Origin of the sequence: Asticcacaulis taihuensis, from assembly GCF_900100255.1 — a bacterium.
Classification (GTDB): domain Bacteria; phylum Pseudomonadota; class Alphaproteobacteria; order Caulobacterales; family Caulobacteraceae; genus Asticcacaulis; species Asticcacaulis taihuensis.
On sequence record NZ_FMTS01000001.1, the window covers coordinates 516,853 to 537,252 of the forward strand.

The 20,400-nt window shown below is 58.6% G+C and carries 30 protein-coding genes; 11 read left to right on the forward strand and 19 right to left on the reverse strand.

Annotation, left to right across the window (positions count from 1 at the left end):
- Positions 1-34: 34 nt before the first annotated feature.
- Complete coding sequence (locus BLO49_RS02360) at positions 35-289, forward strand: GlsB/YeaQ/YmgE family stress response membrane protein (protein WP_090643707.1); 255 nt, start codon at positions 35-37, stop codon at positions 287-289.
- A 46-nt stretch (positions 290-335) separates the two neighbouring features.
- On the opposite strand, the gene BLO49_RS02365 is transcribed toward BLO49_RS02360, so the two are convergent.
- From BLO49_RS02365 to BLO49_RS02385, 5 genes are all read right to left on the reverse strand, one after another.
- The gene (locus BLO49_RS02365) at positions 336-764 is read right to left on the reverse strand and encodes an NUDIX hydrolase (RefSeq protein WP_170828171.1); all 429 of its coding nucleotides are present in this window, start codon (positions 762-764) and stop codon (positions 336-338) included.
- Positions 765-880: 116 nt separating this feature from the next.
- Positions 881-1,390: a cupin domain-containing protein gene (locus tag BLO49_RS02370; RefSeq protein WP_281187177.1), complete on the reverse strand. Its 510-nt coding sequence runs from the start codon at positions 1,388-1,390 to the stop codon at positions 881-883.
- Positions 1,387-1,764, reverse strand: coding sequence for a nuclear transport factor 2 family protein (locus tag BLO49_RS02375; RefSeq protein ID WP_090643712.1), 378 nt, complete (start codon positions 1,762-1,764; stop codon positions 1,387-1,389). The genes BLO49_RS02370 and BLO49_RS02375 overlap by 4 nt, the downstream gene beginning before the upstream one ends.
- Positions 1,765-1,776: 12 nt before the next feature.
- Positions 1,777-2,652: an NAD(P)-dependent oxidoreductase gene (locus tag BLO49_RS02380; protein ID WP_090643715.1), complete on the reverse strand. Its 876-nt coding sequence runs from the start codon at positions 2,650-2,652 to the stop codon at positions 1,777-1,779.
- 47 nt (positions 2,653-2,699) lie between these two features.
- Positions 2,700-3,119: a YbhB/YbcL family Raf kinase inhibitor-like protein gene (locus BLO49_RS02385; protein WP_245678831.1), complete on the reverse strand. Its 420-nt coding sequence runs from the start codon at positions 3,117-3,119 to the stop codon at positions 2,700-2,702.
- Between the two features lie 212 nt (positions 3,120-3,331).
- Between BLO49_RS02385 and BLO49_RS02390 the strand changes: the two genes are divergently transcribed.
- On the forward strand, positions 3,332-4,225 hold the full coding sequence (locus BLO49_RS02390; RefSeq protein WP_090643720.1) for a helix-turn-helix transcriptional regulator: 894 nt from the start codon (positions 3,332-3,334) through the stop codon (positions 4,223-4,225).
- Here the strand turns inward: BLO49_RS02390 and BLO49_RS02395 are convergent.
- The 4 genes from BLO49_RS02395 to BLO49_RS02405 form a co-directional block, all read right to left on the reverse strand.
- On the reverse strand, positions 4,190-4,585 hold the full coding sequence (locus tag BLO49_RS02395; RefSeq protein WP_090643723.1) for a response regulator: 396 nt from the start codon (positions 4,583-4,585) through the stop codon (positions 4,190-4,192). The genes BLO49_RS02390 and BLO49_RS02395 overlap by 36 nt on opposite strands.
- 154 nt (positions 4,586-4,739) lie before the next feature.
- On the reverse strand, positions 4,740-5,258 hold the full coding sequence (locus BLO49_RS02400; protein WP_220083688.1) for a DUF4385 domain-containing protein: 519 nt from the start codon (positions 5,256-5,258) through the stop codon (positions 4,740-4,742).
- Positions 5,259-5,289: 31 nt separating this feature from the next.
- Entirely contained in the window at positions 5,290-5,535 is a 246-nt protein-coding gene (locus tag BLO49_RS18105) for a hypothetical protein (protein ID WP_139159601.1), read from the reverse strand.
- Positions 5,536-5,631: 96 nt separating this feature from the next.
- Complete coding sequence (locus BLO49_RS02405; protein WP_090646006.1) at positions 5,632-6,237, reverse strand: lipocalin family protein; 606 nt, start codon at positions 6,235-6,237, stop codon at positions 5,632-5,634.
- A gap of 225 nt (positions 6,238-6,462) precedes the next feature.
- On the opposite strand from BLO49_RS02405, the gene BLO49_RS02410 reads away from it, so the two are divergent.
- From BLO49_RS02410 to BLO49_RS02450, 8 genes are all read left to right on the forward strand, one after another.
- Positions 6,463-6,786, forward strand: a complete 324-nt coding sequence (locus BLO49_RS02410; RefSeq protein WP_090643725.1) for a hypothetical protein — start codon at positions 6,463-6,465, stop codon at positions 6,784-6,786.
- Complete coding sequence (locus BLO49_RS02415) at positions 6,783-7,238, forward strand: GFA family protein (RefSeq protein ID WP_090643728.1); 456 nt, start codon at positions 6,783-6,785, stop codon at positions 7,236-7,238. Before BLO49_RS02410 ends, BLO49_RS02415 begins: the two co-directional genes overlap by 4 nt.
- Positions 7,239-7,364: 126 nt before the next feature.
- Complete coding sequence (gene ku / locus BLO49_RS02420) at positions 7,365-8,228, forward strand: non-homologous end joining protein Ku (protein ID WP_090643731.1); 864 nt, start codon at positions 7,365-7,367, stop codon at positions 8,226-8,228.
- Positions 8,229-8,230: 2 nt separating this feature from the next.
- Positions 8,231-10,222, forward strand: coding sequence for a DNA ligase D (gene ligD, locus BLO49_RS02425; protein ID WP_090643733.1), 1,992 nt, complete (start codon positions 8,231-8,233; stop codon positions 10,220-10,222).
- A 508-nt stretch (positions 10,223-10,730) separates the two neighbouring features.
- On the forward strand, positions 10,731-10,934 hold the full coding sequence (locus tag BLO49_RS02435) for a DUF2188 domain-containing protein (protein WP_090643738.1): 204 nt from the start codon (positions 10,731-10,733) through the stop codon (positions 10,932-10,934).
- A 272-nt stretch (positions 10,935-11,206) separates the two neighbouring features.
- Positions 11,207-11,491, forward strand: coding sequence for a hypothetical protein (locus BLO49_RS02440; RefSeq protein ID WP_139159602.1), 285 nt, complete (start codon positions 11,207-11,209; stop codon positions 11,489-11,491).
- 67 nt (positions 11,492-11,558) lie between these two features.
- Positions 11,559-11,804 carry a hypothetical protein gene (locus tag BLO49_RS02445; RefSeq protein ID WP_090643743.1) on the forward strand — a complete coding sequence of 82 codons (246 nt, stop codon included), beginning with the start codon at positions 11,559-11,561 and terminating at the stop codon, positions 11,802-11,804.
- Between the two features lie 96 nt (positions 11,805-11,900).
- Positions 11,901-12,644 carry an SOS response-associated peptidase family protein gene (locus tag BLO49_RS02450; RefSeq protein WP_090643745.1) on the forward strand — a complete coding sequence of 248 codons (744 nt, stop codon included), beginning with the start codon at positions 11,901-11,903 and terminating at the stop codon, positions 12,642-12,644.
- Here the strand turns inward: BLO49_RS02450 and BLO49_RS02455 are convergent.
- The 4 genes from BLO49_RS02455 to BLO49_RS02470 form a co-directional block, all read right to left on the reverse strand.
- Complete coding sequence (locus BLO49_RS02455; protein ID WP_090643748.1) at positions 12,641-13,270, reverse strand: SOS response-associated peptidase; 630 nt, start codon at positions 13,268-13,270, stop codon at positions 12,641-12,643. The genes BLO49_RS02450 and BLO49_RS02455 overlap by 4 nt on opposite strands.
- 24 nt (positions 13,271-13,294) lie before the next feature.
- A complete protein-coding gene (locus BLO49_RS02460) occupies positions 13,295-14,203 on the reverse strand; it encodes a hypothetical protein (protein WP_139159603.1) in 909 nt (302 codons plus the stop codon).
- Positions 14,204-14,271: 68 nt separating this feature from the next.
- A complete protein-coding gene (locus BLO49_RS02465; protein WP_090643753.1) occupies positions 14,272-14,703 on the reverse strand; it encodes a DUF1810 domain-containing protein in 432 nt (143 codons plus the stop codon).
- A gap of 12 nt (positions 14,704-14,715) precedes the next feature.
- A complete protein-coding gene (locus BLO49_RS02470) occupies positions 14,716-15,024 on the reverse strand; it encodes a hypothetical protein (RefSeq protein ID WP_090643756.1) in 309 nt (102 codons plus the stop codon).
- Positions 15,025-15,195: 171 nt separating this feature from the next.
- Here BLO49_RS02470 and BLO49_RS02475 point away from each other — a divergent pair, with 171 nt between their 5' ends.
- Positions 15,196-15,594: a hypothetical protein gene (locus BLO49_RS02475; RefSeq protein WP_090643758.1), complete on the forward strand. Its 399-nt coding sequence runs from the start codon at positions 15,196-15,198 to the stop codon at positions 15,592-15,594.
- A 253-nt stretch (positions 15,595-15,847) separates the two neighbouring features.
- Here BLO49_RS02475 and BLO49_RS02480 read toward each other — a convergent pair whose 3' ends face one another.
- The 6 genes from BLO49_RS02480 to BLO49_RS02500 form a co-directional block, all read right to left on the reverse strand.
- The gene (locus BLO49_RS02480; protein WP_170828173.1) at positions 15,848-17,542 is read right to left on the reverse strand and encodes an ABC transporter ATP-binding protein; all 1,695 of its coding nucleotides are present in this window, start codon (positions 17,540-17,542) and stop codon (positions 15,848-15,850) included.
- A gap of 37 nt (positions 17,543-17,579) precedes the next feature.
- Entirely contained in the window at positions 17,580-18,239 is a 660-nt protein-coding gene (locus BLO49_RS02485) for a DUF2285 domain-containing protein (protein ID WP_090643763.1), read from the reverse strand.
- Positions 18,176-18,442 (reverse strand): transcriptional regulator domain-containing protein, encoded by a 267-nt coding sequence (locus BLO49_RS18700; RefSeq protein WP_425388792.1) that lies wholly within the window; start codon positions 18,440-18,442, stop codon positions 18,176-18,178. Before BLO49_RS18700 ends, BLO49_RS02485 begins: the two co-directional genes overlap by 64 nt.
- A 44-nt stretch (positions 18,443-18,486) precedes the next feature.
- A complete protein-coding gene (locus tag BLO49_RS18325) occupies positions 18,487-18,633 on the reverse strand; it encodes a hypothetical protein (RefSeq protein WP_170828174.1) in 147 nt (48 codons plus the stop codon).
- 76 nt (positions 18,634-18,709) lie between these two features.
- The gene (locus tag BLO49_RS02495; RefSeq protein ID WP_090643769.1) at positions 18,710-19,342 is read right to left on the reverse strand and encodes an acyl-homoserine-lactone synthase; all 633 of its coding nucleotides are present in this window, start codon (positions 19,340-19,342) and stop codon (positions 18,710-18,712) included.
- An 82-nt stretch (positions 19,343-19,424) separates the two neighbouring features.
- On the reverse strand, positions 19,425-20,150 hold the full coding sequence (locus BLO49_RS02500) for a helix-turn-helix transcriptional regulator (protein ID WP_090643771.1): 726 nt from the start codon (positions 20,148-20,150) through the stop codon (positions 19,425-19,427).
- Between the last annotated feature and the right edge of the window lie 250 nt (positions 20,151-20,400).

Here is a 20,400-nt window from a genome sequence, read left to right on the forward strand (position 1 = left end):
GCCGTACTGGCAGATCCTCATTCAGGATAATCCTATGAGCGTAGAAACCCTTATTATCTGGCTCGTAGTGGGCGCAATCGCTGGCTGGCTGGCCGGCGCCGTCGTCAAGGGCGGCGGCTTTGGTCTCGTCGGCGACATCGTCGTGGGCATCGTGGGCGCCATCATCGGCGGCTGGCTGGCCGGCGTTTTGGGAATTCATATAGGCGGCGGCATAATTGCTTCGATCATCACGGCCACCGGTGGGGCGATCGTATTGCTGTTACTGGTGCGCTTGGTCAGGCGAGCCTAACGCAAGAACAGGTCTGCCCGCTGACACGATGTCAAGCTCACCAGGCCTAGCTGTCTGGATCGGCTGACCAGGTTGCCAAGAGCATACGCAGGGTCGGGTTACTGACCATCGTGTGGGCGAGCGCCGGCGACATCCAGGCGGTTTGCCGCTGACTGGCTTCCGGCCAGAAAGCCAATTGCCGGTCGATGCGCATCGGGTAGACGTCAACCACGATCTCCGCCGGTGCCTCGGCGCCCTTGGGTTGCTTCATGTAGGTGAAGGTGCCGACAGGCTTTGTTGCGATTTCACCAATCAAGCCGGCTTCTTCATAGGCCTCCCGCGCCGCCGCGTCCGGGTCGGTAAAGTCGTCCATAGGCCATCCCTTCGGGATGATCCATTGGCGCGTCCCCCGCGACGTAACCAGCAGAACCTCCCGCTCACCTGCGGGGGTCAGGCGGTAGGGCAGCGCACCGATCTGTCGATAGGATAGGTCCACGGATTGATTCAGGCCTGATGTTGAAACTGCACACCAGTTTTCAGTGCTTCGGGTTATGAATCAATTGGGAATGGTTATCTGTCACCCGCTGTGTGCACCGATCTCTCAAAGTCCTGTCAATATGGGGATCCGTCCTTATGAACGAAACGCCACAGGCCGTCTGTGAGGACGGCCTTCAAGTCGTCATCTGGATAAGTGCCCTCGTCACCTGGACTGCGATCTCCGATTTCCAGATAGGTCACCTTCTCAGTGGTATTGTTGACGAGATGGTGGGCATTGCCCGTCCCGGCTTTGAAGCCCGCGCAAAGGCCCGGACCTAACGGGGTTTCACCCGCATCCGTAAATAGCGTTGGGAAGCCCGCAAGGATATAGACAAACTCGTCCTGCTTAGAGTGGGCGTGGCGTAAAGCCGATATAGCGCCCGGCTGCAGTTCCGTCAGATTGACGCCGAAATTACCAAGCCCGAAGACATCGCCCAGTTGCCGCTTCGTGCGCCCGGCCATGCGCGAGGCAAAGGGCTCTGGATAGTTCGAAGGCCGCACGCGGGCCGGCACGTTTGCAGCGACGACCGCAACCGGAGTGGCATCGGAGATAGCCTTCGACGGCTTGTCTTCTGGTTCTATCACGCGGCACCCGTCGGATTGACGACGTCCGGCGGATAAGTGCCGTGGCCTTCGATGACACGATCATCCTTAAGCCGAAGAATCTCACTGACGCGTACGCCCGCCTGGTTCATATAAAGGATCACGATGTGATCGACGCCGGCGAACACGGCCTCAACGGTGAAGCGCAGGTCCGGGATCGCCTTGATGCCCGCACGCCAATACTCCCGAATTTCAGCTTTACCCTGCAACCGTCCACCACTGTCGGGGCGGATTCGTCTCGCAAACGGCGAGGTGAAGGTGGCATCCTCATGGAAATGCGCCAGCACGCGCTCAATATCGTGGGCATTCCAGGCGGCGGCCCAATCCTCTGCGAACGCTTTCGGATCGATACTCATACAGTGTCTCCCTTATTTCAGGCGCTTCGTCCGCGCAATGGCGGCGATTACCCCGATCATGTCCGTCCCACCTTCGCCCATTTCGACGGCATTTTTCAACAGGCCCTGACCGGCATCGAGCAAGGGGGTGGCACAGTTTTTCGACTCGGCGAGGCTTTGGATCAGACAACAATTCTGCAGCACGTCGCTGATGGCCGCCTGGGCGGTTAAGTCGTTGGCGACCACCTTAGCGAGCTTGCCTCGCGAAACGGCGCTTGCCATAGGTCCGGCATCAAGAATGGTACGGAACAGATCAGCATCCAGACCGACCGATCGTGCGAAGTTGACGGCCTCGGCCAACCCCGTCACCAGCGTAATGAGAAATAGATTTACCGCCAGCTTTATACGGAGCGCCCCCGGCACCGGCCCGCACGGATACATATCCTTGGCCATTTTCAGGATAAGGGGCTGAACTTCGGCAATGACAGCGTCGACACCGGAGGCCATCGCCACGAGTTCCGCCCGTTCGGCCACCCCCCGCGAACCGGAAACAGGGCATTCGACATGATGTCCCCCCGCTGCCTCCACATCCCGTGCCAATGCGGCTGAATAGTCAGGTGCGACGGTTCCCATATTGACCAGGATGCGCCCGCTGACGTGGCGTTGAAAACAGTCGGTATCGCGGCCCAGCACCTCATCGATTGCTTGGCTGTTTCGCAGCATCAGAATTACGACCCTTGCGGCGCTCATCGCCTCCGTGGCGGATGGGATAACCTGCGCTCCCAGCGCCGCCAGGCGCTGAGCCGCCGGTGCCGACCGGTTCCATACCCTCAAGGCGACACCGGATCGGAGCAAGTTCGCCGCCATCGGCTCGCCCATCAATCCAAGGCCTAGAAACGCTACCTTCATGTTTCCTCCAAGTGGACATTCCCTACCCGGCCCGCTCTCCCCTTCCGTCAACGACCGTAATTGAAGCGCAAGGTGGCTGTGCCAATGACGTGCTCGTGCGCCAGAAAGCCAGCGAGCGCTGGCGTTGTGCTGGCGTCGACTGGAAGATGGGAGATATTTAGCGCCTTGACGGTCAGCAGGTATGCGTGGGTGCTTCCGACCGGCGGACAGATACCGACATAGCCCGGCCTTCCCATATCGGTGCGCGGTTCCAGTGCGCCGGAAGGCAGTTCACTTTCTGAAAGCCCGGTAGCGTTACCCGGCACATTGGCGACGACCCAGTGCATGAAACCGACGTCCGTTGGTGCGTCTTTGTCATATAGTGTCACCAGGAAGCTCAGCGTGCCGGCGGGTACATCGCTCCAGGTCAAAACCGGCGCCCGGTTGCTGCCCTCACAGCCGAGCCCGTAGCCTTGCGCGAGAACCATCGAAGCTGCCGGAGCGCCGTTGACAATGTCCGGGCTCGCCACTGAAAAGGGTTTAGCGGCTGCGGGGCCGCAGACGCTCAGCATTAGGGCTATTACCAAAGAAAAACGCATATCAAACTCCTGATTTTATTCACCTTGGCACATAATGATGCGCATAGATGTGCGTTGAAGTGCATTTTTCGTGCTGAATCGCGCAAATCGGGCCACATCCCATGGTCTTTACCAATGACAACAGGGTAATGTGCATCATGCCCCCTCTTCCAGACATCACATCGGACACCTATCAACGCCGGATTTGGCAGCGCCCCGATGTCGGCGCCACTGCCACGGTTCGCCAGGATCTTGACGTCAGGATTTCCAGTCTGCTTGTGCTTCAGCCCTCGCTGATCGTGGTCGAGCAGGGTCACAAGACGGTGCACTGGGACGGCGGCCACATTCGGGCAGGCAAGGGAGAAGCCGTTTGGCTCTCAAAAGGGCGGTACGACGTGATCAATGAGCCGGCACCGGGTGGCGCCTATGAAGCCTTTTGGCTTGCCTGGACGCCAGCCAGCCTGGACCGCCGTCGCACGACAGCCGCACAGAATAGTAGGTCAACGCCTCAGGCGATTATGCTCCAGCCAGAAATGACCGATGCCCTGCAGCGGGCCCATCTGAGCATTGGCGATCCCAAACTCCCCGACGCTATCGCCTTACATCGCATGGAGGAGGTTCTTTACTGGCTGGGTCATCTCGGCATCCGCATCGACCATTCATCGGATATCACTTTGACTGACCGCGTCAGCACTCTTATTGCGAGCGATCCCGGTCATCCCTGGACACTCCAGGCCGTTGCCTCACGCTTAATCGTCAGTGAAGCGACTTTGCGACGCACGCTGTCGGATAAGGGCACGGGGTTTACGGAGTTGTTGATTGACGCGCGCATGTCCGCAGCGCTGTCTCTGTTGCAGAGCACAGATTACCCGGTTGATCGCATCGCACTCGAAGTTGGCTACGCCTCGCCCTCTCGGTTCTCTGTGCGATTCCGTGCGCGCTTCGGTTTTGCGCCTACAGCAATTCGTGGCCATAAGCGCTTACGCAAGTTCCAGGAGTTTCGCGAGTGCCCCTAAGTCGACAGGCTTAGTCAGGTGATCGTTGAAACCGGCTTCGGCCGTGCGCTTGCGCGTCTCTGTATCGCCCCACCCTGTCTGCGCGACAACCCGCGTATCGGTCAGAACCGGATCCCGACGAAGCTGACGGCAGACCTCGTAGCCATCCATTATGGGCATGCCAATATCGAGAAGCACGATTTCCGGCTGGAAATCGTGCGCGACCGCGACCGCGGAGCGCCCGTCGAAACAAGTCCGTACGTCGCAACCGTATAGCTCCATCGCCCAGGACAGAGTCATGGCAGACGGCTCGTTGTCGTCCACGACCAGAACACGGCGCGGGGCTTTTCGGGAATAGTCGGGCATGATTTCGGCGAACATAATTGGCGTCCTCTACTCGCGTTTTGCGGCTGCATATGCTGAGAGTGATCCGCCGGGTTCAACTCGTTGACCGAATCTTTGACCTTATTCGTTTAAGGGTAGTTAACCACAAATAAGGATGGAATATGGATAGTTCGCACGGCGAAGTATCCGTTCAGCCAATCGCTTTTTTCCAGTTTGCTTTCTTCTCGGCATAGGCAGGTTCGGCTTCCGCCTCCTGCCATTTTTTGTAAAATACGGCTGCGCTCTCAGCCTTGATCGGGTCACCTGTACCCCGTTCCAGAAGCGCATGGCCGCTCGCCTTGTCGTATTTCCGGCCGCCCTTGTAATTGGCGTAGCGCCGCGCACGGGTATATCCCATCTGTAGAAACTTACGCGCCATATCCGCGCCGACAAACTCCCCTCGTTTCAAATAGACATGAAACTGCGCCAGGATTCGACGACTGCTGTCTTCAGCAATTTCCGGGGTGCGGAACCGCCATAGCGGCACGAGCTCACTTTTATATGGTTCGCAGATGAGCACACCCTGCTCCCCTTTGCCGACGCGGTACAGTTCCGGATGCTGCCGGTAGTCGGTCTCAGGATCCCAGGCGTAGCTCGCCTTATCGAAATTCAGGTAGCTTGGTGTGCGAGGTGTGGTTGTCCGTGGCTGTTCATTTGGCATATGGCCCATCCATAGCCCCCTTACCCAAAGCGCTCGCGGATTAGCGCTGGTGCCACTTGAAGCCGGGCCGTTGTCGGGCGCCGGCAATGACAGAGCCGACGGCCAGTGCGGCCACCGCGATCTTGGCGAAGCCTACCAGGCGCGGTGGCAAACGGTTGGCCATCGGGCTGTTCACCAACGCGGCGGCTGTCAGCAATTTGCCAGAGGGCGGCCGGCGGGTTAGAAGCTGGGCAAAAGGTAACAAGTCTAGGACTTGTGTTGCGCGGTTGGTCAATGATCGTTTCATCGGGAGCTCCATATCTCAGCTGAGTGTAAAGGCACCGCCATAAGTTTCACCTGCGTTTCTCGTGGTCACAGCGTAGCAACCCATAAGTACCGTCAATCACTCCGTTGCACGATCAACCTCCGTGGCGGTGTCGACGCCTTCAACGGGCTGCGCGACCTTCCTTACGTTCGCCCAGTTGTATCCCAGTTCGGCGACACGCCGCTGCAACACGGACCAGATTTCGAGGACTGGGTGCGGGTCCCGCGTCATCACCCACAGAAGCTTCCCCGTCGGTTCCCCGACGATGGTCCATGTATAGTCTTCTGCGTGGTCCATTACCCAATAATCTCCCAGATAGAACGGACCGAAGAAAGACACCTTCCATTTGGCGTTCCCGCTCCCAGGAACGACCTTTGCCTTGCTCGGGATTTTCCGCTCAGGGCCATCCGCCGTGTCCTTGTGCAAGGTCGCCTGGATCTTGATATCGCCCTCTTCGGTCAGCGCATAATGATCGGTGACGCCTTCATAGCCGGCCTCGAAAGGATTTTCGTAACGACCGACCTCGTACCAGAGACCGGCATAGGCATTGAGATCGACGGCCTTGCTGGGATCGGGCACCTTCTGGTTCTCCGCTCGGCGCCGGGAACTACTATAGAGGGCCGCGACGGTGCCGGCGGCTACGCCTACGAGCAACCCGGTCAGGGCGAGTTTGGCGACTTTCATTGCGATATCCTTTTGAAATAACGCATCAAGCATTCCTCAGAGGCCTGTAAGCGGACAATTCGGAAGGCGCACCGAAGGAACAAGGCCTCTCTTATGCTTTTCCACCACTGGACAGCCTCCGACGTCTTGCCACATCTCGCTTTTACGGTTCGGTGTGATCCTCCCGCCTGCGACCTTATCCGGCGGGTGTTAGCGTCTGGCTCTACGCTTACCCTTGGAGGTCCCATGTTTATCGAAACCAGCTCGGATCGTTTTCGCCGCGAAATCGCGGCCCACCTGGCTGCGTTTCTGTGCGACCCTGACGGCGACGAAGCCGTGGCGCTTCAGATCATAGAGATCATCGCCTGGCGTATGACTGCGCGGGAAGACTACCAGGTCGCCACGGTTGGTGCTTTTGTCAGGATTAATCTGGCCTGGCTGGACAAGGGCCGGATCAGCTATTGCGAGCTCCTCGAACGCTTTACGACGGCTGCCGCCTATGCGGCGCTGGGCCATGAGGCCTTAGCCAGTACGCTCAGCGTATCGGTTCCGGATGTGCGTTTGCCATGACAAGAGCCGACCATGTAAATCCACAGAACGGACTGCCGGTGCCGCTAAAAGGCGGATGTGCCTGCGGCGCTGTCAGGTTCGAAGCCATCGCGGAGCCGATCCGTGTCGGGCTTTGTCACTGCATGACCTGTCGCAAAAAGCATGGTTCGGCCTTCAATCCTTTTGTTGTCTTCCAGTTTGAAGATGTCTTGATTGGCGGCGCGTTGCAGTCCTGGCGCAGTTCCGAGCACGCCACGCGACTGAGCTGTGCGACCTGTGCCTCACCGATCTGCTATCAGGAAGATGCCGGCACTGAGATTGAGCTGAATCTCGGCAGCTTCGACGACACGAGCCTGTTTGCGCCCCAGTATGAAAACTGGACCGTCCACCGGGAAACCTGGCTACCGGCGCTCGGGATACCAACGCGGGCAACGGACTCGGACTTCCAGAAACGACATTTGGCTAACGCCTAACCGAACCCACTTCCGAAAAAAACGGGTCAGGTGCACGGGGCAGGTCTCAGCACGCATTCGAACTGAAAACTTACGTTCGCTCTGTTAGCCCTGTGAGTCGCAATACTCGAAGAAACGAGGCTACTCATGGCAATACGCCCCTACTGGAGCGGCACGATCCGCGTGTCCCTGGTCTCACTGAGCGTCGATATGTTCACCGCGCTGGATGCTGGCCAGAAGATTGCTTTTCACCAAATTTATAAGCCAACCGGTGAGCGGGTTCGCCAGAAGCTGGTTGCCGGCGAGGTCGAGGTCGAGCGCGCCGACATCGTGAAGGGCTATGAGGTCGAAAAAGGCGAATATATCCTCTTCGAGCCGGACGAGATCAAGGACCTGAAGATCGCCTCTAGCAAGGCCATGGAACTGGTACGTTTCGTGCCTTACGATGCCGTGGACGCCATCTATTTCGACACGCCCTACTATCTGGCGCCATCGGGCAAGGGCGACCTCGCTACCTTTAGCGTCATCCGCGACTCGATGCGTGAGCTGAAGGTCATGGGCATCGGGCAAATCGTCATTTCTGGTAGCGAGCGCCTATGCGCCATCAAGCCATGCGGCCCTGGCCTGCTGTTGGAAACCTTGCACTATGCCGATGAGATCAAGAAGAGCGGCTACGTCTTTGGCGATATCAAGACCGTCTCGGTTGATGGCGACGAAAAAGACCTCGCCAAACAACTGATCAAGCGCAAGGTCGGCGATTTCGAACCGGAAGAATTCCACGATCGCTACAGCGATGCCCTGCGGGAGCTTGTAGACTCCCGTATCGAAAACCGGGAACCGGTCATCCCCGAAGAGCGTCCGGCGGCCAAGGTGGTCAATCTCATGGATGCCTTGCGCGCCAGCCTGAAAGAGCCGTCCGGCTCTGCCGCCAATGATAGCGCGGAAGCGGCGAAACCTAAGGCCTCCCCGAAAGCAAAAGCGAAAGCCGCGCCAGCCCGTAAGGCAGGCTAACGATGGACGATCAGGGCTACCGGGCAGCGAGGGCAAAGGCAGCAAAGGCCACCAAGGGTGCCAAACTCCAGTTTCGTGAGTTGGAACTGGCCACGCTCGCCGATGCCGTGCCGCCAGGACCGGAGTGGGTGCATGAGGTCAAGTTCGACGGATATCGGACGCTTACCGTGATCGACGCCGGACAGGTCACCATGTATTCGCGCTCCGGCCTCGACTGGACCGCAAAGTACGCCGATATCGCCCGGCGCCTGAAGGCCCTGAAAATCGACAACGCCATCCTCGATGGCGAAATCGTCGCCCTGAACGAACACGGGGCGTCTAGCTTTTCCAGGCTGAAAGCCGAACTCATGGCTGGACGTAGCGATGAGTTGCAATATTACGTCTTCGACTTGCTGATCCTGAACGGGGAAGACCTGACGGGCCAGACCTTGCTGGAACGCAAGGCGAAGTTAGAGACGCTTCTGGCCAGCGCCGACTTCGAGAACCATGTCATATACAGTGAGCACTTTGCCGAGAACGCAAACTTCCTGCCGCATCTGTGCAACCTGGATATGGAAGGCATTATCTCCAAACGGGCGGACTCGACCTATCACGGAGGCCGCGGCAAGACATGGCTCAAGGTCAAATGCCATAAACGACAGGAATTCCTGATTGTCGGTTTTACCGAGTCCACGCATGCCGGCCGCGGCTTCCGGTCGCTGCTCCTCGGCTATTACGATGGCCCGACGCTGAAGTTTGCCGGCAAGGTCGGCACCGGGTTCAACGGCGATCTCCTGCAGGACATCCGCGCCAAGCTCGACAAGCTGAAAGTCATCTCAAAGCCGTTTAGCAAGCTGCCGCCTGATGTCGGCCGCGGCATCTGGGTTGAACCTAAATTGGTGTGCGAGGTCGAGTTCACCGAATGGACGCCAGAGGGCCGCTTGCGTCATCCCTCGTTCCAAGGCCTGCGCGAAGACAAGTCCGCCAAGGCCATCGGTCGCGATACGGAAATGCCCGTCAAGGCTGCTGTGAAGGCCGCCGCCAAGGAAGTGAGAGGCGAGACGCCTCCCGGAAAGCAACGTCACCCCTCCGCGCCACTTAAGACGCCGGACAGGATCGATGTCGGTGGAATCGGTATTTCGCACCCGGATCGGATCGTCTTTCCCGACGTAGGGATTACCAAGCTACAACTCGTCCAGTTTTACGAGTCCATCGCCGAGCGTATTTTGCCGCACATCGTCAATCGGCCCCTTTCCCTGGTCCGAGTCCCGGATAATGTCGATGGGCAACAGTTCTTCCAGCGCCATTTGCCGGAGCGTGGCGGTCTGCATAATGTCCAGGTCGTCAATGTGCCGGTGAAGGAGCGAACGGAAGACTATATGCAGATCAGCGACAAGCTGGGACTGCTTTCCCTGGTACAATGGGGCGGCATCGAGTTCCACCCTTGGGGCAGTCATTCGGACGCGCCTACCCTCCCCGACCGGATGATCTTCGATCTTGATCCCGATCCTGAGGCGCCTTGGGACAATGTCATCGACGGTGCCGCCGAAATCCGCGAGCGCATGAGGGAACTGGGCCTGACAAGTTTCCTGAAGACGACGGGCGGAAAGGGCCTGCATGTGGTCGTCCCAATCGAGCGGAAGTACGGATGGCCGGCCATCAAAGGCTTCACCCGTGCCATAGCGGAATCCATGGCGCAGGACAGCCCGACGCGCTACATCGCCAATATGAGCAAGGCCAAGCGCAAAGGGCGGATTTTCATCGACTACCTCCGCAATGATCTGACTTCCACCGCTGCCTCTGCCTTTTCAGTCAGGGCGCGGCCGGGCGCAGGGGTTTCAACGCCGTTGTTCTGGAGAGAGTTGACGCCAAGCCTGCGGCCCGGTGACTACACCCTCTTGACCCTCGGCAAGCGGCTAAAATCCCAGAGGACCGATCCCTGGGCCGACTATTTCGACCTTGAGCAGTCTTTACGGCCCGAAATCCTGAACGCGTTAAACATCAAGGATATTTAGGTGCGCGGCATCGTTGCATCCGTTAATCGACGACGCGACGCAAAAAGCGATGAGCGCACAGGAATATTCGCCTTGCGAGGGTAAAAGTACGGGAAAAGGATTGACCACAGACCATATCTTCACCGCATTGCCAGAATGGCCGACTTTATATTCCCCGCCCTGGAGGCGTTCGCGGCTGGAGACATTACACAGTCTGACGTGTGTTATACCCTTACGGCCCACCTGTTGTCGGCTGTCCCCGGTGACCACGTCACAGGGCTTGACGCCGCAGTGCTCGGTTATGTCCAGACTGTCGTGGCATCGCTGGCGGACGGGAACCGAGCTGTGAACGAGGCCGCGCGTGTGCCGATCGTTTTGCGTGAGAAGTTGCAGGCGGGCTTCGTGCTTGATAGCAATGGCTCCATCCAAGCCTCGCTCTTTACAGAAAATCGATAGCTCTCCGGGACCTTGATTCCTGACTCTTTATGCATATCACGGCAGCATCCTCGCACATCAAGGAGGATTACAGATGTCGAAAGAGGGTATGTACGTCGAGCCCCGCGCACAGGGCGACTTTGCCGTTCGCAAGGAGGGCGCCAAACGTGCCAGCGCAACCGCGCCGACGCAGGCGGAGGCTATTGCGCGCGCGCGCGAACTGGCGCTGGGCGGCGAGATTCATGTGGCGCGGGTCCGCAACAGTGGCGACGGCCCCGACAAATTCCGCAAGGTGTGAGATCGGCGAGACCGCTATGGCCCACAACGTCTTAGCCAAACTGTTGGCAGAGAAGCGGCGGAGTCGTCAGGCGCCCCGCTCCGCCTGCACAGCCTTGGCACTGCTCGCCTTGAGCGCGGAGATTGACGCCTTCGTATCTGCCGCTTCGCCTGACCCTGCCACAACGCCAACTGTCAGGCTGATCGGGCACTGGGAGGGACCGTTGATTCTCCCTGCTTGACTCCTTCACACATTGAGAACAAAGTAAGAACATTCTTAATATGGAGGCGTCGATGACTAACTCAATCGCTCTTTTTCCCGGAATGTTTGCCGACGTCGCCGATGACTGGCGCGTCTTCGTGATCGAGGCAGATGCGCGACATGCCGGCGTCGTTTATGTCGGGAGCTTCCCTTATGATACCACGGGCTTGCCCTTGCATCCTGACGCTCCTGCGATTGTCGGATGCTGGGACGGCAAAAGCCCTGGCGCCCGCCAGATCAGCGAACGTCAGAAGCGTTTCGACGGGCTCATCCCCGTTGTTCACTTTGAACCCGTATTCCAGCAGCAGTACGCCTGATCACAATCCGTGGAGAACGGCTGCCAGAGATGGACGGCTATCGGGCGTTTCGGTTATAAGGTGGGTCATGGGAATACGGCTCTACGACAGTGCATGGGTGGCGCTTCGCGGTGTGGACACGCCGCAGCAGGTGCAGAAAGATCGGCTCAACCCGGCGATCTTCATCATCGACGGCTATCGCTATGATATAGATGGCCGCGCCTTCTATGTCTCCGAAACGGCGCCTGACATCTTGCGCCTTCTCAGCCTGCAAGACGCTCGCACCCTCGGCCTGTCGACACAATATGTGGCGCCGAAGGAAATCCTGGCCTGACGTACGGGTCTTTACCGATGGCGTTGATCCGTCGTTTGACGACGGTTCCATCTTGTCGGATAGATAGGGTCTCTATCACCAGGACCAGCGACATCGATGTGCAATCTCTACTCCATGATGAGCAACAAGGAAGCGATCCGGGAATTCGCCAAATTTCTGCGCACGACGCCCAGCGCTGATAACCTGGACACGACGCCCGATATTTTCGCCAACGGGTACGGCCCCATCGTCCGCAATACCGAGACCGGGCGCGAACTGGCGGTGTGCAGGTGGGGCATGCCATCGTCGGAGGATGCGATCGGGAGCAAGACGTATGACAGTGGTACAACCAATATACGACGCACCTGGCTGCCGCACTGGAAGCCGTGGCTCGACATACCCAATCGGTGCGTGGTGCCGGCAACGTCCTTCTGCGAGCCCGATCAAGTCGGTGGGACTTTCAAGAACCAGTGGTTCGCCCTGGATGAGAGCCGGCCCCTCTTCTTCTTTGCCGGCATCTGGACGCCGCTATGGACGTCGGTCCGCAAGGTGAAGGAGGGTGAAACCACTGCCGACCTCTATGGTTTTCTGACGACGGCCGCAAATGCAGACGTCGCGCAATATCACGACAAGGCCATGCCTGTTATCTTGCGAACGCCGGAGGAAGTCGAAGAGTGGTTTGCGTTGCCCGTCAAAGAAATTAAAGACTTTCAGAAATCAAAGACATTGCCCGATGGTACCCTGAGCGTGGTCTCAACGGTCTTGAAATGGGATCCGCCAACCGCGACACCGTCCCACCTGAAAGATAAGCCTGAGGCATTGCCCGCACCTGCGGCGTCTGTCCAGCCGGACCTGTTTTAGGCAACCAGCCTGTACTCGAACCCGTCATCCGCCCAGGGCGTTTGGAGGTCGAGATTGTCCGCCCCGTCCAGCCAGGTGGCGAAATCTTTCGGTTCCACGACGACAGGTTCGCGATCGTGGATCTGCGCCATGCGCGGCCCTGGATCGCGCGTCAGCATGGCTGCGGTCAGCAGTAGCCCGTTCTCCGTCTTGATCGCATTGTAGATACCCGCCACACCCAAGGGCAGTTTGTCAGTCCGCGTGATCGCCAGCCTGGCACCCTTTGCCCCTTTGCCGAATAGCTCACTGCCCGGCTTCACCTTTTGATGGAACGCGTTCATCGGAAATAGGCATCGCCACTTGCGGCGCCACGGCTCACTGAACGACTCCAATTGGTGCGCCGTCTCGATGCGGGCATGAAACAACCGTTTGTCGCATAGTTCCGGCGCCGCACTGAAGCGCGGCGCGATCAGGCCCCATTCCATTTCTTTTAGGACGTGATGCCCCTGGCTATTTCGCGCCAGCAGATCAACCTTTTTCCCGGCCAACATGGGATCGTCTCTCTTCAGATTGTTAAACGGCGGGTCCACCGCCAAATAGCCGGCATAGACCGCCATCTCCGCCGGCCCGCCATACTTTCCACACATACGCTTACCTACACATCCTGTCGCTCAATGACGCGTCGGGTTTAACCCGGTCAGGGCATCCACCAGTCCGGCGACGTCAACGCGCGCGCTGCCGGAGACTTCGACAAACCGGGTGCCTTCGGGCGCGACGGCCACCTCTCGGTTTGCCCACGTCTTTGCCAAGGCCGCCGCATAGGCCGGCTCGGTCATGCGGGTAAGCTCCTGGGCGCCGTCATACATCGGCATGATCCCGTCCTGCATCAGGCCAAGCATATTGCGCATGGCGTTCTGCAGGCCGGGCGTCTCAGCGCATCCGCGATCGACAGCTTCAGCCATCGCCCGCGCAAGGGCCATTTCCGTGCTCAGCTTGCAGGCGGAAAAGAGCTTTGAGACGTCCAGCAAGGTGGCATTCATTACGAATGGCGTGCCGCCTGGGCAGGTCACGTAAAGCACGTGGCGGTCGTCGGAATACCCCGTAAAGGCGGTGGCGGCATTCCACTCCCCGGCCTCGCCCAGCTTTATCGGGACATCGTGATACGCAAAGGCGTCGATCTCGTCGATCTCAACAGACAGTCCGCTACCAGTGCACAGGGCCTTGAAGTCGTCGCGCGAAATCTCCAGCAACAGCGACGTATCTATGGCCTTGCGAGCAACCTTCTCAATCTTCGCCAACCGCGTCTCCAGATTGGTGTCCTGATTGAAAGCAATAACATTGCCGGTGTTGGCCGCAGTCTGAACCACACCATCAAGACGAACGACGAGGGCCATCTGATCGCAGTGATCTTGCGCCCACCATTCCGGCCGGGCCTCCAGCCGTTCGATGACATAGCGCTCGATCACCGGAAAGTTGAAGATCGTCAGATGATCTCCCGCCTTCGGATAGATGTCGGCGCGTATCGTATTGATGCGCAAGGCCCCCGACGGGCATTTCAGCTGGAACAAATAGCGCGTCATCGCGAACATCCAAAAGATTAATGTTCTATATTTGTTCCTACTCGATGACAGAGTCAAGCCCCGGCATTTCATGAATGTGGGAGCAGCTCCAGGGTGGCGCTATCGGGTTGCCCCCCACACCAGCGCTCCAGCGCCAGGCGAAAGGGGCTTCTCGGATCCGGATCGACAACGTTGAACAAGGTCATGCTGGAGCGGAACTTGAGGTCGTCCGGCGTTCCAAGATAGGTCGTCAGGTCCGGCGCGGTCGCCGTGAGCGTGGCTTCCGTACAGGCCAGAAGGCGTAGCCCTAAAATCGGATGGTCCAGGTAGGCCGCCGCCTCGCCGAAAGATCGGATGCCGTAGAATTTGGCGGTTGGCGATCGGCCGAGCGCGGCCAATTGCGGAAATATGAACCACATCCAGTGCGACCGTTTTCGGCCGGCGTGCAATTCGGCGAGCGCGGCCGCATAGGTCGACAGTTGCGCATCCTGAAACCGCTTCAGGTCGAAGGGATCGTCCATGGCGAATCCGTCCTACTCCTCGGCAAGGACAAGCAGGTCCGGCAGGTCTTCACTGCGCGCCAGCCAGAAGCCGATCATCTGGCGGATGTCAGAGGCGGCATCGTCCGGATCGAGCGCGCCGGTCCGGACCTGCTCCGCCAGGTCGGAAATGTACCGGGTCAGTTCGGGTTTGAGATGCGCCCCCAGTTCCGCGTCGAACAGAAGCAGTAAGTCCTTTTCGGTTTCGGTGGGCGTCAATTCGCGGCGTTGCAGGCGTTGCAGGGTCAGTTGAATGGCGTCGTCGGTCGTCTCGGCCGTCAGGCTGGCGGGGATGGCGGTCATGGGATGTCCTTTGTCAGAGGCAGGAATGAGCGCCGCCGCGCAGAATAGGAATCCCATCAGACTCCGAACAACATAAAATTTCAGTGGGAAACGTCGTTATCGCGCCCGCACCGGCTGTTGTGACGGCGCGAGTCGACTTAGGCAGACAGTCTTTCGCATCCTGGTGTACGCATGCCCCTGACTAAGCAGACGATCGATCCGTTCATTGAATTGTTGCGGGCGGTGCGCGAAAGCTTCAACACCTACGATTTGCAGGAGAAGCCCGGTGTCCCGTGCGCGAAGGGCACGATCACCGCACGGCTCAATAACCTGATGGTCATTTCAGACGCGCTTGAGGCGCGTGAACCGAACAGCAAGGATACCCAGGAGATTCAGCAGATTAGCAACAGTCTGGCTTGGCTGAAGGAGGATAAGGACGTTCAGAAGGGCTTTACAGGTGCTGACCTGGAACTGCCAGAAACGGCCCTCTCAAAATCGCACTCGGGATTTGTCCTGTCTGGACAGGTCACCTATCTCGAAGCCATATCCATGTTACAGCGCGCCCTGCAGGACATCATCCTCGCCAACTAGGCGCGGGCGAAGTTGGGTTTGCGCATGGAGATCGCTTCAAAGGGCCCCTCGAAAGGTCGACGTACGACGGTCAGCTTGAAGCCTTCGTAAGGACGTCGCCCTCATGGGTAAGGACGGGTGCGAAGCGATAGTTGCGCGCTTTCGCCAGGCCTTCGTACGGCTTTCTTGCCATCCTTGTTCATTGTCCCCTCCTGAAAGCGGAAGCGTACGGCCCCTTCCCTCGCTGTCGAGCCGAATTCTCCGAAGGCGGACGCTAGGTGCGTGCGTCTTGCCAGAGCCGGCCGTAGGCTGCCGAATCCTGCAGCAATGTCTGGTGGGTGCCCGAGCGCACGAGAGTGCCGTTCTTTAAAAACAGCACCTGATCTGCGGCTTCCACCAAAGCGAGACGGTGCGTGATCAGAACGAGCGTGGTTTCCCGACTGTGGTTCTGTCTTAGCGTCCAGATGGCTTCTGCTTCGCTAGCCGGGTCGAGTGCGGATGTGCTCTCGTCCAATATAATGACCGGCACCCGCGTCCGCGCGATGCGTGCCAACTCCAGCTTTTGACGCTGCCCTCCCGAAAGCCGCTCCCCCAACTCGCCCGCGCTTGCGGTCAGGTCTATGTCGCGGTCCGGATCATGGAACCGCCAATCCATGAGCAGTTGCATCAGCTCGGCCTCTGTCAAACGGCTTGGTGGATACAAGGCATTGGCCAGTAAACTGCGATTCAGCAAGGTCACTGTCTGCGGGACGTACAGCACATACTGGTAACGCTGGCCGCGCGGTATGCGATCGAGGGGAAAGTCGTCGATCAAAACCTCGCCTTTATCAGGCCGAAGAATGCCCGCCATAATTTGCGCCAGAGTGGACTTCCCAGATCCGTTGGGCCCGACAAGCACGTTGAAGCTTCCCGGCTGGAGCGTCAGGCTGATGTCCTGGACGCTTGGCAGCCCAACCCCGTAGGCGAAGCTGACGGATCGCAGTTCAACGCCCGCTGCCCCGCTGCCTGGTGCGCGCGCCGACTCTTTGGCACCCTCTTCCTCCCTACCCAAGTCCAGGATGTCCCGGACGGTAATGAGAGCGAGAGCGGCTTGGCTGATCACATAGCCAAAGCCGCTAAGCGGAAGCACCAATCGGAAGGCATAGGCTTGCAACAGGACAAGCCCGCCGATCGTCATGGCGCCATCCAGGGCGTCCCGTGCGCCGAGCACGAGCAGACCGCATACGCCCGTGCCGGCGACGCCATACTGCAAGGCCGCTACGCCGACATGGCTCGCCAGCATGTCGCTGAACGCATGCGCACGCTCGCCAAACCGCTCGCGAACCAAGCGGCGCTCCTGCGGCAGAGCCCCGTTGAGCACGACCCGGCGGGCATTGCGCAGGATGTCGGCGACGGTTTCAGACACGTTCCCCGACGCCGCGCTGGCTGCGGCACTCACCTGGTGTTGCTGAGTGGCGCCATACCAAGTGGCTACCGTAAAGGCGACCAGCGTCACTGCGAGCACCGCCACATATAGCGGCTTCAAGACGCTGGCAATGATCACCAGACTAATGCCCACCTGCAGAAACGTTGGCAGGACTTGCCAAATTAGCCCGCCGACCAGAATTTGCAGGCCAAACGGCAGGCGCTCGATCAGACCCAGAATTCGTCCCGTGTCGCCATCCCGTGGCCCCGCCAGATCGGGCATGGCGCGCTTCAAGACATCATCGACGATCTCCTCATTCAGGCGATCGATAATCTTCTGAGAAAAGACCTGTCGCCAGGCAGCAAGCACACTGCCGCCGAGCGACGCGACGACGAACAGCACAGATAGCACTGTGGCCCACTCCAGGGTTGTTACATCGTGAGATAGTCCGTCGATAAGCACCTTCAAAAGATAGGGGCTGCCAGCGCTAAGGCCGATGACGATGATTTCCATGGCGAGGCAGAGCATGAGGGTTACCCGCAGACCGGTGTCCCGGTCAATCATGGCGCCCGCCAAGGTGGCCAGGACGCGTACATTGCCGTTATTGGAGCAGCGTCTTGTAATCCCCATTGACCATTTTCCTTCCATAATGCAGCAACCGCTGGACGCGCGATTTGAGAAAAGCCGATCGGCCATTCCACTCGTCGCGAACAAGCGCTTCGCCAAACAGGGCGCAGGCGATTTCCCGCAGCGACGCTCCCGCTTCCATTCCGTCGAAGGCCTGTAAGGCGAGTGCCCATTTCTGAGCGCGGCGCTCGACGGGGAACAGGCTTGATGGAAAACGCTTGAGACGCCGGAAGGCATTCAGCCGCGAGACCGTCAGCAACTTGGGTTCGATGCCGGTGAACAGGTCGAGTTCACACCGCAGGCGGGCAGCCCCGTCTGTGAGCGTGCCGGATCGGACGTGCAGTTCTACCTGGTGCTGCCCGTCGTCCAGGATCAGGTACTCCTGGCCTTTGCCGTCCGTAATGAGGTGGCTCATGTTTGGAAAAGCGGCGATATCGAACGCTTCAGGATCGCATAGGGGTACCGGCTCGGCATGCACACTGATGACGGCCGGATCGTACTCCGGCGACCAAAGCAGCCGCACACCAGGATTGCCTTCGCCGCGGCCTTCCGCGTGAACCCATACCCCGCCTAAAAATGGCGCGACAAGTCTTCGTCGAGCAGAATCATGCTGTCCGAAGGCGCGATCGTACATTCGGCTGCCTCCAATATCGCCGCTTGTTCCCGGAAGAGGGAATTACGCTTTAGCCATAGCCACGCCCAGGTTCGGCGATCGCTTTGCACATACCGCGCGTAGTTGGCGCGTTGCATCCAGTCAGCGCCCGGCGCTGTCCCCTTCGTGGCTTGGCCCATTTTGTCCACTCCAGGCGGGCATTCTGCCCGCCGTACAGACGCCATCAGCGTCTACGCTACAGTCACAATTCCCAAAGCGTGACCCACCGCTACGGATCGGCAGGCGGGCCGGGTTGATCCGGGTTGGCATTTTCCCGGTCCAAATAGAGCTCCAGGCATTTTACAAGCACGTCATCGATACGGTCAGCGAGGTCCATCAGCGCGTCTCGTCTGAGGTCTTCGCGCAGATGGCTCATTGCGTCGATTGCCCTCGCAAGACTCGCATCCAAGCTATTCCCGTTGCCTATCGGCGCCGAGACCATCTTTGACGGATTACGCGGCATGCTCTTGCCTTATCGGCCGATCATCGAAGAGGACGGCTTCGAGCCCAGTGCGCAAGCGGGTACGATCCAGTTGCATCTGCGACACCGCAATCGAAGCGGCTTGCAGTTTGACAGAGTCCCCAAATGATCGGGCGGCACCCAGCCGTTCCAAAGCGATGCCATTGCGTTCGAACACCGTACGCAGGATCATGGTCGGCATCAGTCCGATAATCCGGTCGACACCGCGCTGGATGCCAAATTCAAGATACCCGCATACGAGTGTTTGACAGATCAGGCGTCGCTGCTCGGGCGGGAGTCGGCTGTCGATACAGAAGCGTGTACCTTCCCATACATCGGGCGTCGAAAAGACCGTCTTGTCATCGACGAATTCATCAAAGTGATCCTGCAACATGCAGCCAAACCCGATTGGGGTCAGACGGCTGGCGCCAAGCACAGTCTTTCCATCAAGAGTGTAGACAAGATACTTGGACGCCAGGGTGTCGTATTTATCGAACTCCATTCCGTCGACAGAATGCACATCGTAGTTTTGTCGCTCAATAAACTCGCGCTGCCTCAATTGAAACTGACTAATGAAGAGGTCACCTTGCTTGGAAATGGTCGTAAAACTCAACAACTGCAACATCTGAATACTCCCCTCTTGGTGGTCCCGGAGGTATTCAGATGAACAGACAAATTAACGAAATAAAATCCAGCATACACGGGAGTTATGGGTCGATTAGCCCCATTTTCATGGCCGTTAGGACCGCGCCTGTCCGTGTTTTGACCTTTAGTTTGGTAAAGGCGTGGCGCAAATGCGAATCGACGGTGCTGGACTTGATCCCGAGAATATCGGCAATTTCTGCGTCATAGAGGCTCCGGCCGACGCCTTCGAGCACCTGCCGCTCCCTGAGTGACAGAACTTGTCCGCGCGGCGGGCGGGCCGGTTTGGTGACAAAGCTCCGGAACACTTCGAAGAACTGATTGCAGTAGGCGACGAGCACATCAAGGCTGGGCAGGTCTTTCGCATGAGGGTCCGACGTCGCCAGTGCGATACCGGCAACTTGGGACATCGGCCCCTTAAACGGGATGCCCACACCATGATGCAAGCCGGCGGCCTGGGCTTCTCTGAGAAAACGGCGTTGGCGCGGCGACAGGGGCATCAGGCGTTCAAGCTCATGCCAGTGGAAGGGTCTGAATGTACTGGTCGCGCACTGGGCTACGGGGTCGATCTGCCGGCAATTATGCGTGTCGTAGTATCTCTGCCAGCTCAGGGGATAGGTGTTGATGAGGCCGAACCCCAAATGATGCTCGGCGATATCGTAAGCGCTGATGATCGAGAAGTTCATTAGGTCGTATCCGAGGCCTGTCATGGTCTCGGTAAAGAATTCGAACAGCGCCTCAACCGTCTTGATGCGCCGGGTCGCTGCGATAAAAGACAGTAGGGCCGGCATGGCGTAACTCGCAAAACCGCGCGTGGATCGCGCGTGGCAGGTGCAATAACACCATATTCAACCGGCAACTTCATATTGCAAGGCATGGTCGGTGATCATCGTATGATCACCGACCATGCTGTGGGGTGTTTGGGGCTCGTACTGTCTTTTTCCATGTAGCCAAAATGGAGGGACAGTTTGAATCAAAAATTGAAAATCGTTGCCGTTGTCCAAGACGCCTTCGACAGCAAGCGTGGAACAGACGCGCTGC

Coding starts and splice junctions, on each gene's coding strand:
- BLO49_RS02485 (WP_090643763.1), bottom strand. CDS start 18,239: ATGTACGATCGCGCCTTCGGACAGCATGATTCTGCTCGACGAAGACTT.
- BLO49_RS02440 (WP_139159602.1), top strand. CDS start 11,207: ATGACTAACTCAATCGCTCTTTTTCCCGGAATGTTTGCCGACGTCGCC.
- ku (WP_090643731.1), top strand. CDS start 7,365: ATGGCAATACGCCCCTACTGGAGCGGCACGATCCGCGTGTCCCTGGTC.
- BLO49_RS02465 (WP_090643753.1), bottom strand. CDS start 14,703: ATGGACGATCCCTTCGACCTGAAGCGGTTTCAGGATGCGCAACTGTCG.
- BLO49_RS02360 (WP_090643707.1), top strand. CDS start 35: ATGAGCGTAGAAACCCTTATTATCTGGCTCGTAGTGGGCGCAATCGCT.
- BLO49_RS02450 (WP_090643745.1), top strand. CDS start 11,901: ATGTGCAATCTCTACTCCATGATGAGCAACAAGGAAGCGATCCGGGAA.
- BLO49_RS02460 (WP_139159603.1), bottom strand. CDS start 14,203: ATGACGCGCTATTTGTTCCAGCTGAAATGCCCGTCGGGGGCCTTGCGC.
- BLO49_RS18700 (WP_425388792.1), bottom strand. CDS start 18,442: ATGGCGTCTGTACGGCGGGCAGAATGCCCGCCTGGAGTGGACAAAATG.
- BLO49_RS02475 (WP_090643758.1), top strand. CDS start 15,196: ATGCCCCTGACTAAGCAGACGATCGATCCGTTCATTGAATTGTTGCGG.
- BLO49_RS02445 (WP_090643743.1), top strand. CDS start 11,559: ATGGGAATACGGCTCTACGACAGTGCATGGGTGGCGCTTCGCGGTGTG.
- ligD (WP_090643733.1), top strand. CDS start 8,231: ATGGACGATCAGGGCTACCGGGCAGCGAGGGCAAAGGCAGCAAAGGCC.
- BLO49_RS18105 (WP_139159601.1), bottom strand. CDS start 5,535: ATGAAACGATCATTGACCAACCGCGCAACACAAGTCCTAGACTTGTTA.
- BLO49_RS02405 (WP_090646006.1), bottom strand. CDS start 6,237: ATGAAAGTCGCCAAACTCGCCCTGACCGGGTTGCTCGTAGGCGTAGCC.
- BLO49_RS02500 (WP_090643771.1), bottom strand. CDS start 20,150: ATGCCGGCCCTACTGTCTTTTATCGCAGCGACCCGGCGCATCAAGACG.
- BLO49_RS02455 (WP_090643748.1), bottom strand. CDS start 13,270: ATGTGTGGAAAGTATGGCGGGCCGGCGGAGATGGCGGTCTATGCCGGC.
- BLO49_RS18325 (WP_170828174.1), bottom strand. CDS start 18,633: ATGAGCCATCTGCGCGAAGACCTCAGACGAGACGCGCTGATGGACCTC.
- BLO49_RS02375 (WP_090643712.1), bottom strand. CDS start 1,764: ATGAGTATCGATCCGAAAGCGTTCGCAGAGGATTGGGCCGCCGCCTGG.
- BLO49_RS02385 (WP_245678831.1), bottom strand. CDS start 3,119: ATGGTTCTCGCGCAAGGCTACGGGCTCGGCTGTGAGGGCAGCAACCGG.
- BLO49_RS02435 (WP_090643738.1), top strand. CDS start 10,731: ATGTCGAAAGAGGGTATGTACGTCGAGCCCCGCGCACAGGGCGACTTT.
- BLO49_RS02395 (WP_090643723.1), bottom strand. CDS start 4,585: ATGTTCGCCGAAATCATGCCCGACTATTCCCGAAAAGCCCCGCGCCGT.
- BLO49_RS02410 (WP_090643725.1), top strand. CDS start 6,463: ATGTTTATCGAAACCAGCTCGGATCGTTTTCGCCGCGAAATCGCGGCC.
- BLO49_RS02470 (WP_090643756.1), bottom strand. CDS start 15,024: ATGACCGCCATCCCCGCCAGCCTGACGGCCGAGACGACCGACGACGCC.
- BLO49_RS02390 (WP_090643720.1), top strand. CDS start 3,332: ATGGTCTTTACCAATGACAACAGGGTAATGTGCATCATGCCCCCTCTT.
- BLO49_RS02400 (WP_220083688.1), bottom strand. CDS start 5,258: ATGGGCCATATGCCAAATGAACAGCCACGGACAACCACACCTCGCACA.
- BLO49_RS02380 (WP_090643715.1), bottom strand. CDS start 2,652: ATGAAGGTAGCGTTTCTAGGCCTTGGATTGATGGGCGAGCCGATGGCG.
- BLO49_RS02495 (WP_090643769.1), bottom strand. CDS start 19,342: ATGTTGCAGTTGTTGAGTTTTACGACCATTTCCAAGCAAGGTGACCTC.
- BLO49_RS02415 (WP_090643728.1), top strand. CDS start 6,783: ATGACAAGAGCCGACCATGTAAATCCACAGAACGGACTGCCGGTGCCG.
- BLO49_RS02480 (WP_170828173.1), bottom strand. CDS start 17,542: ATGATTGACCGGGACACCGGTCTGCGGGTAACCCTCATGCTCTGCCTC.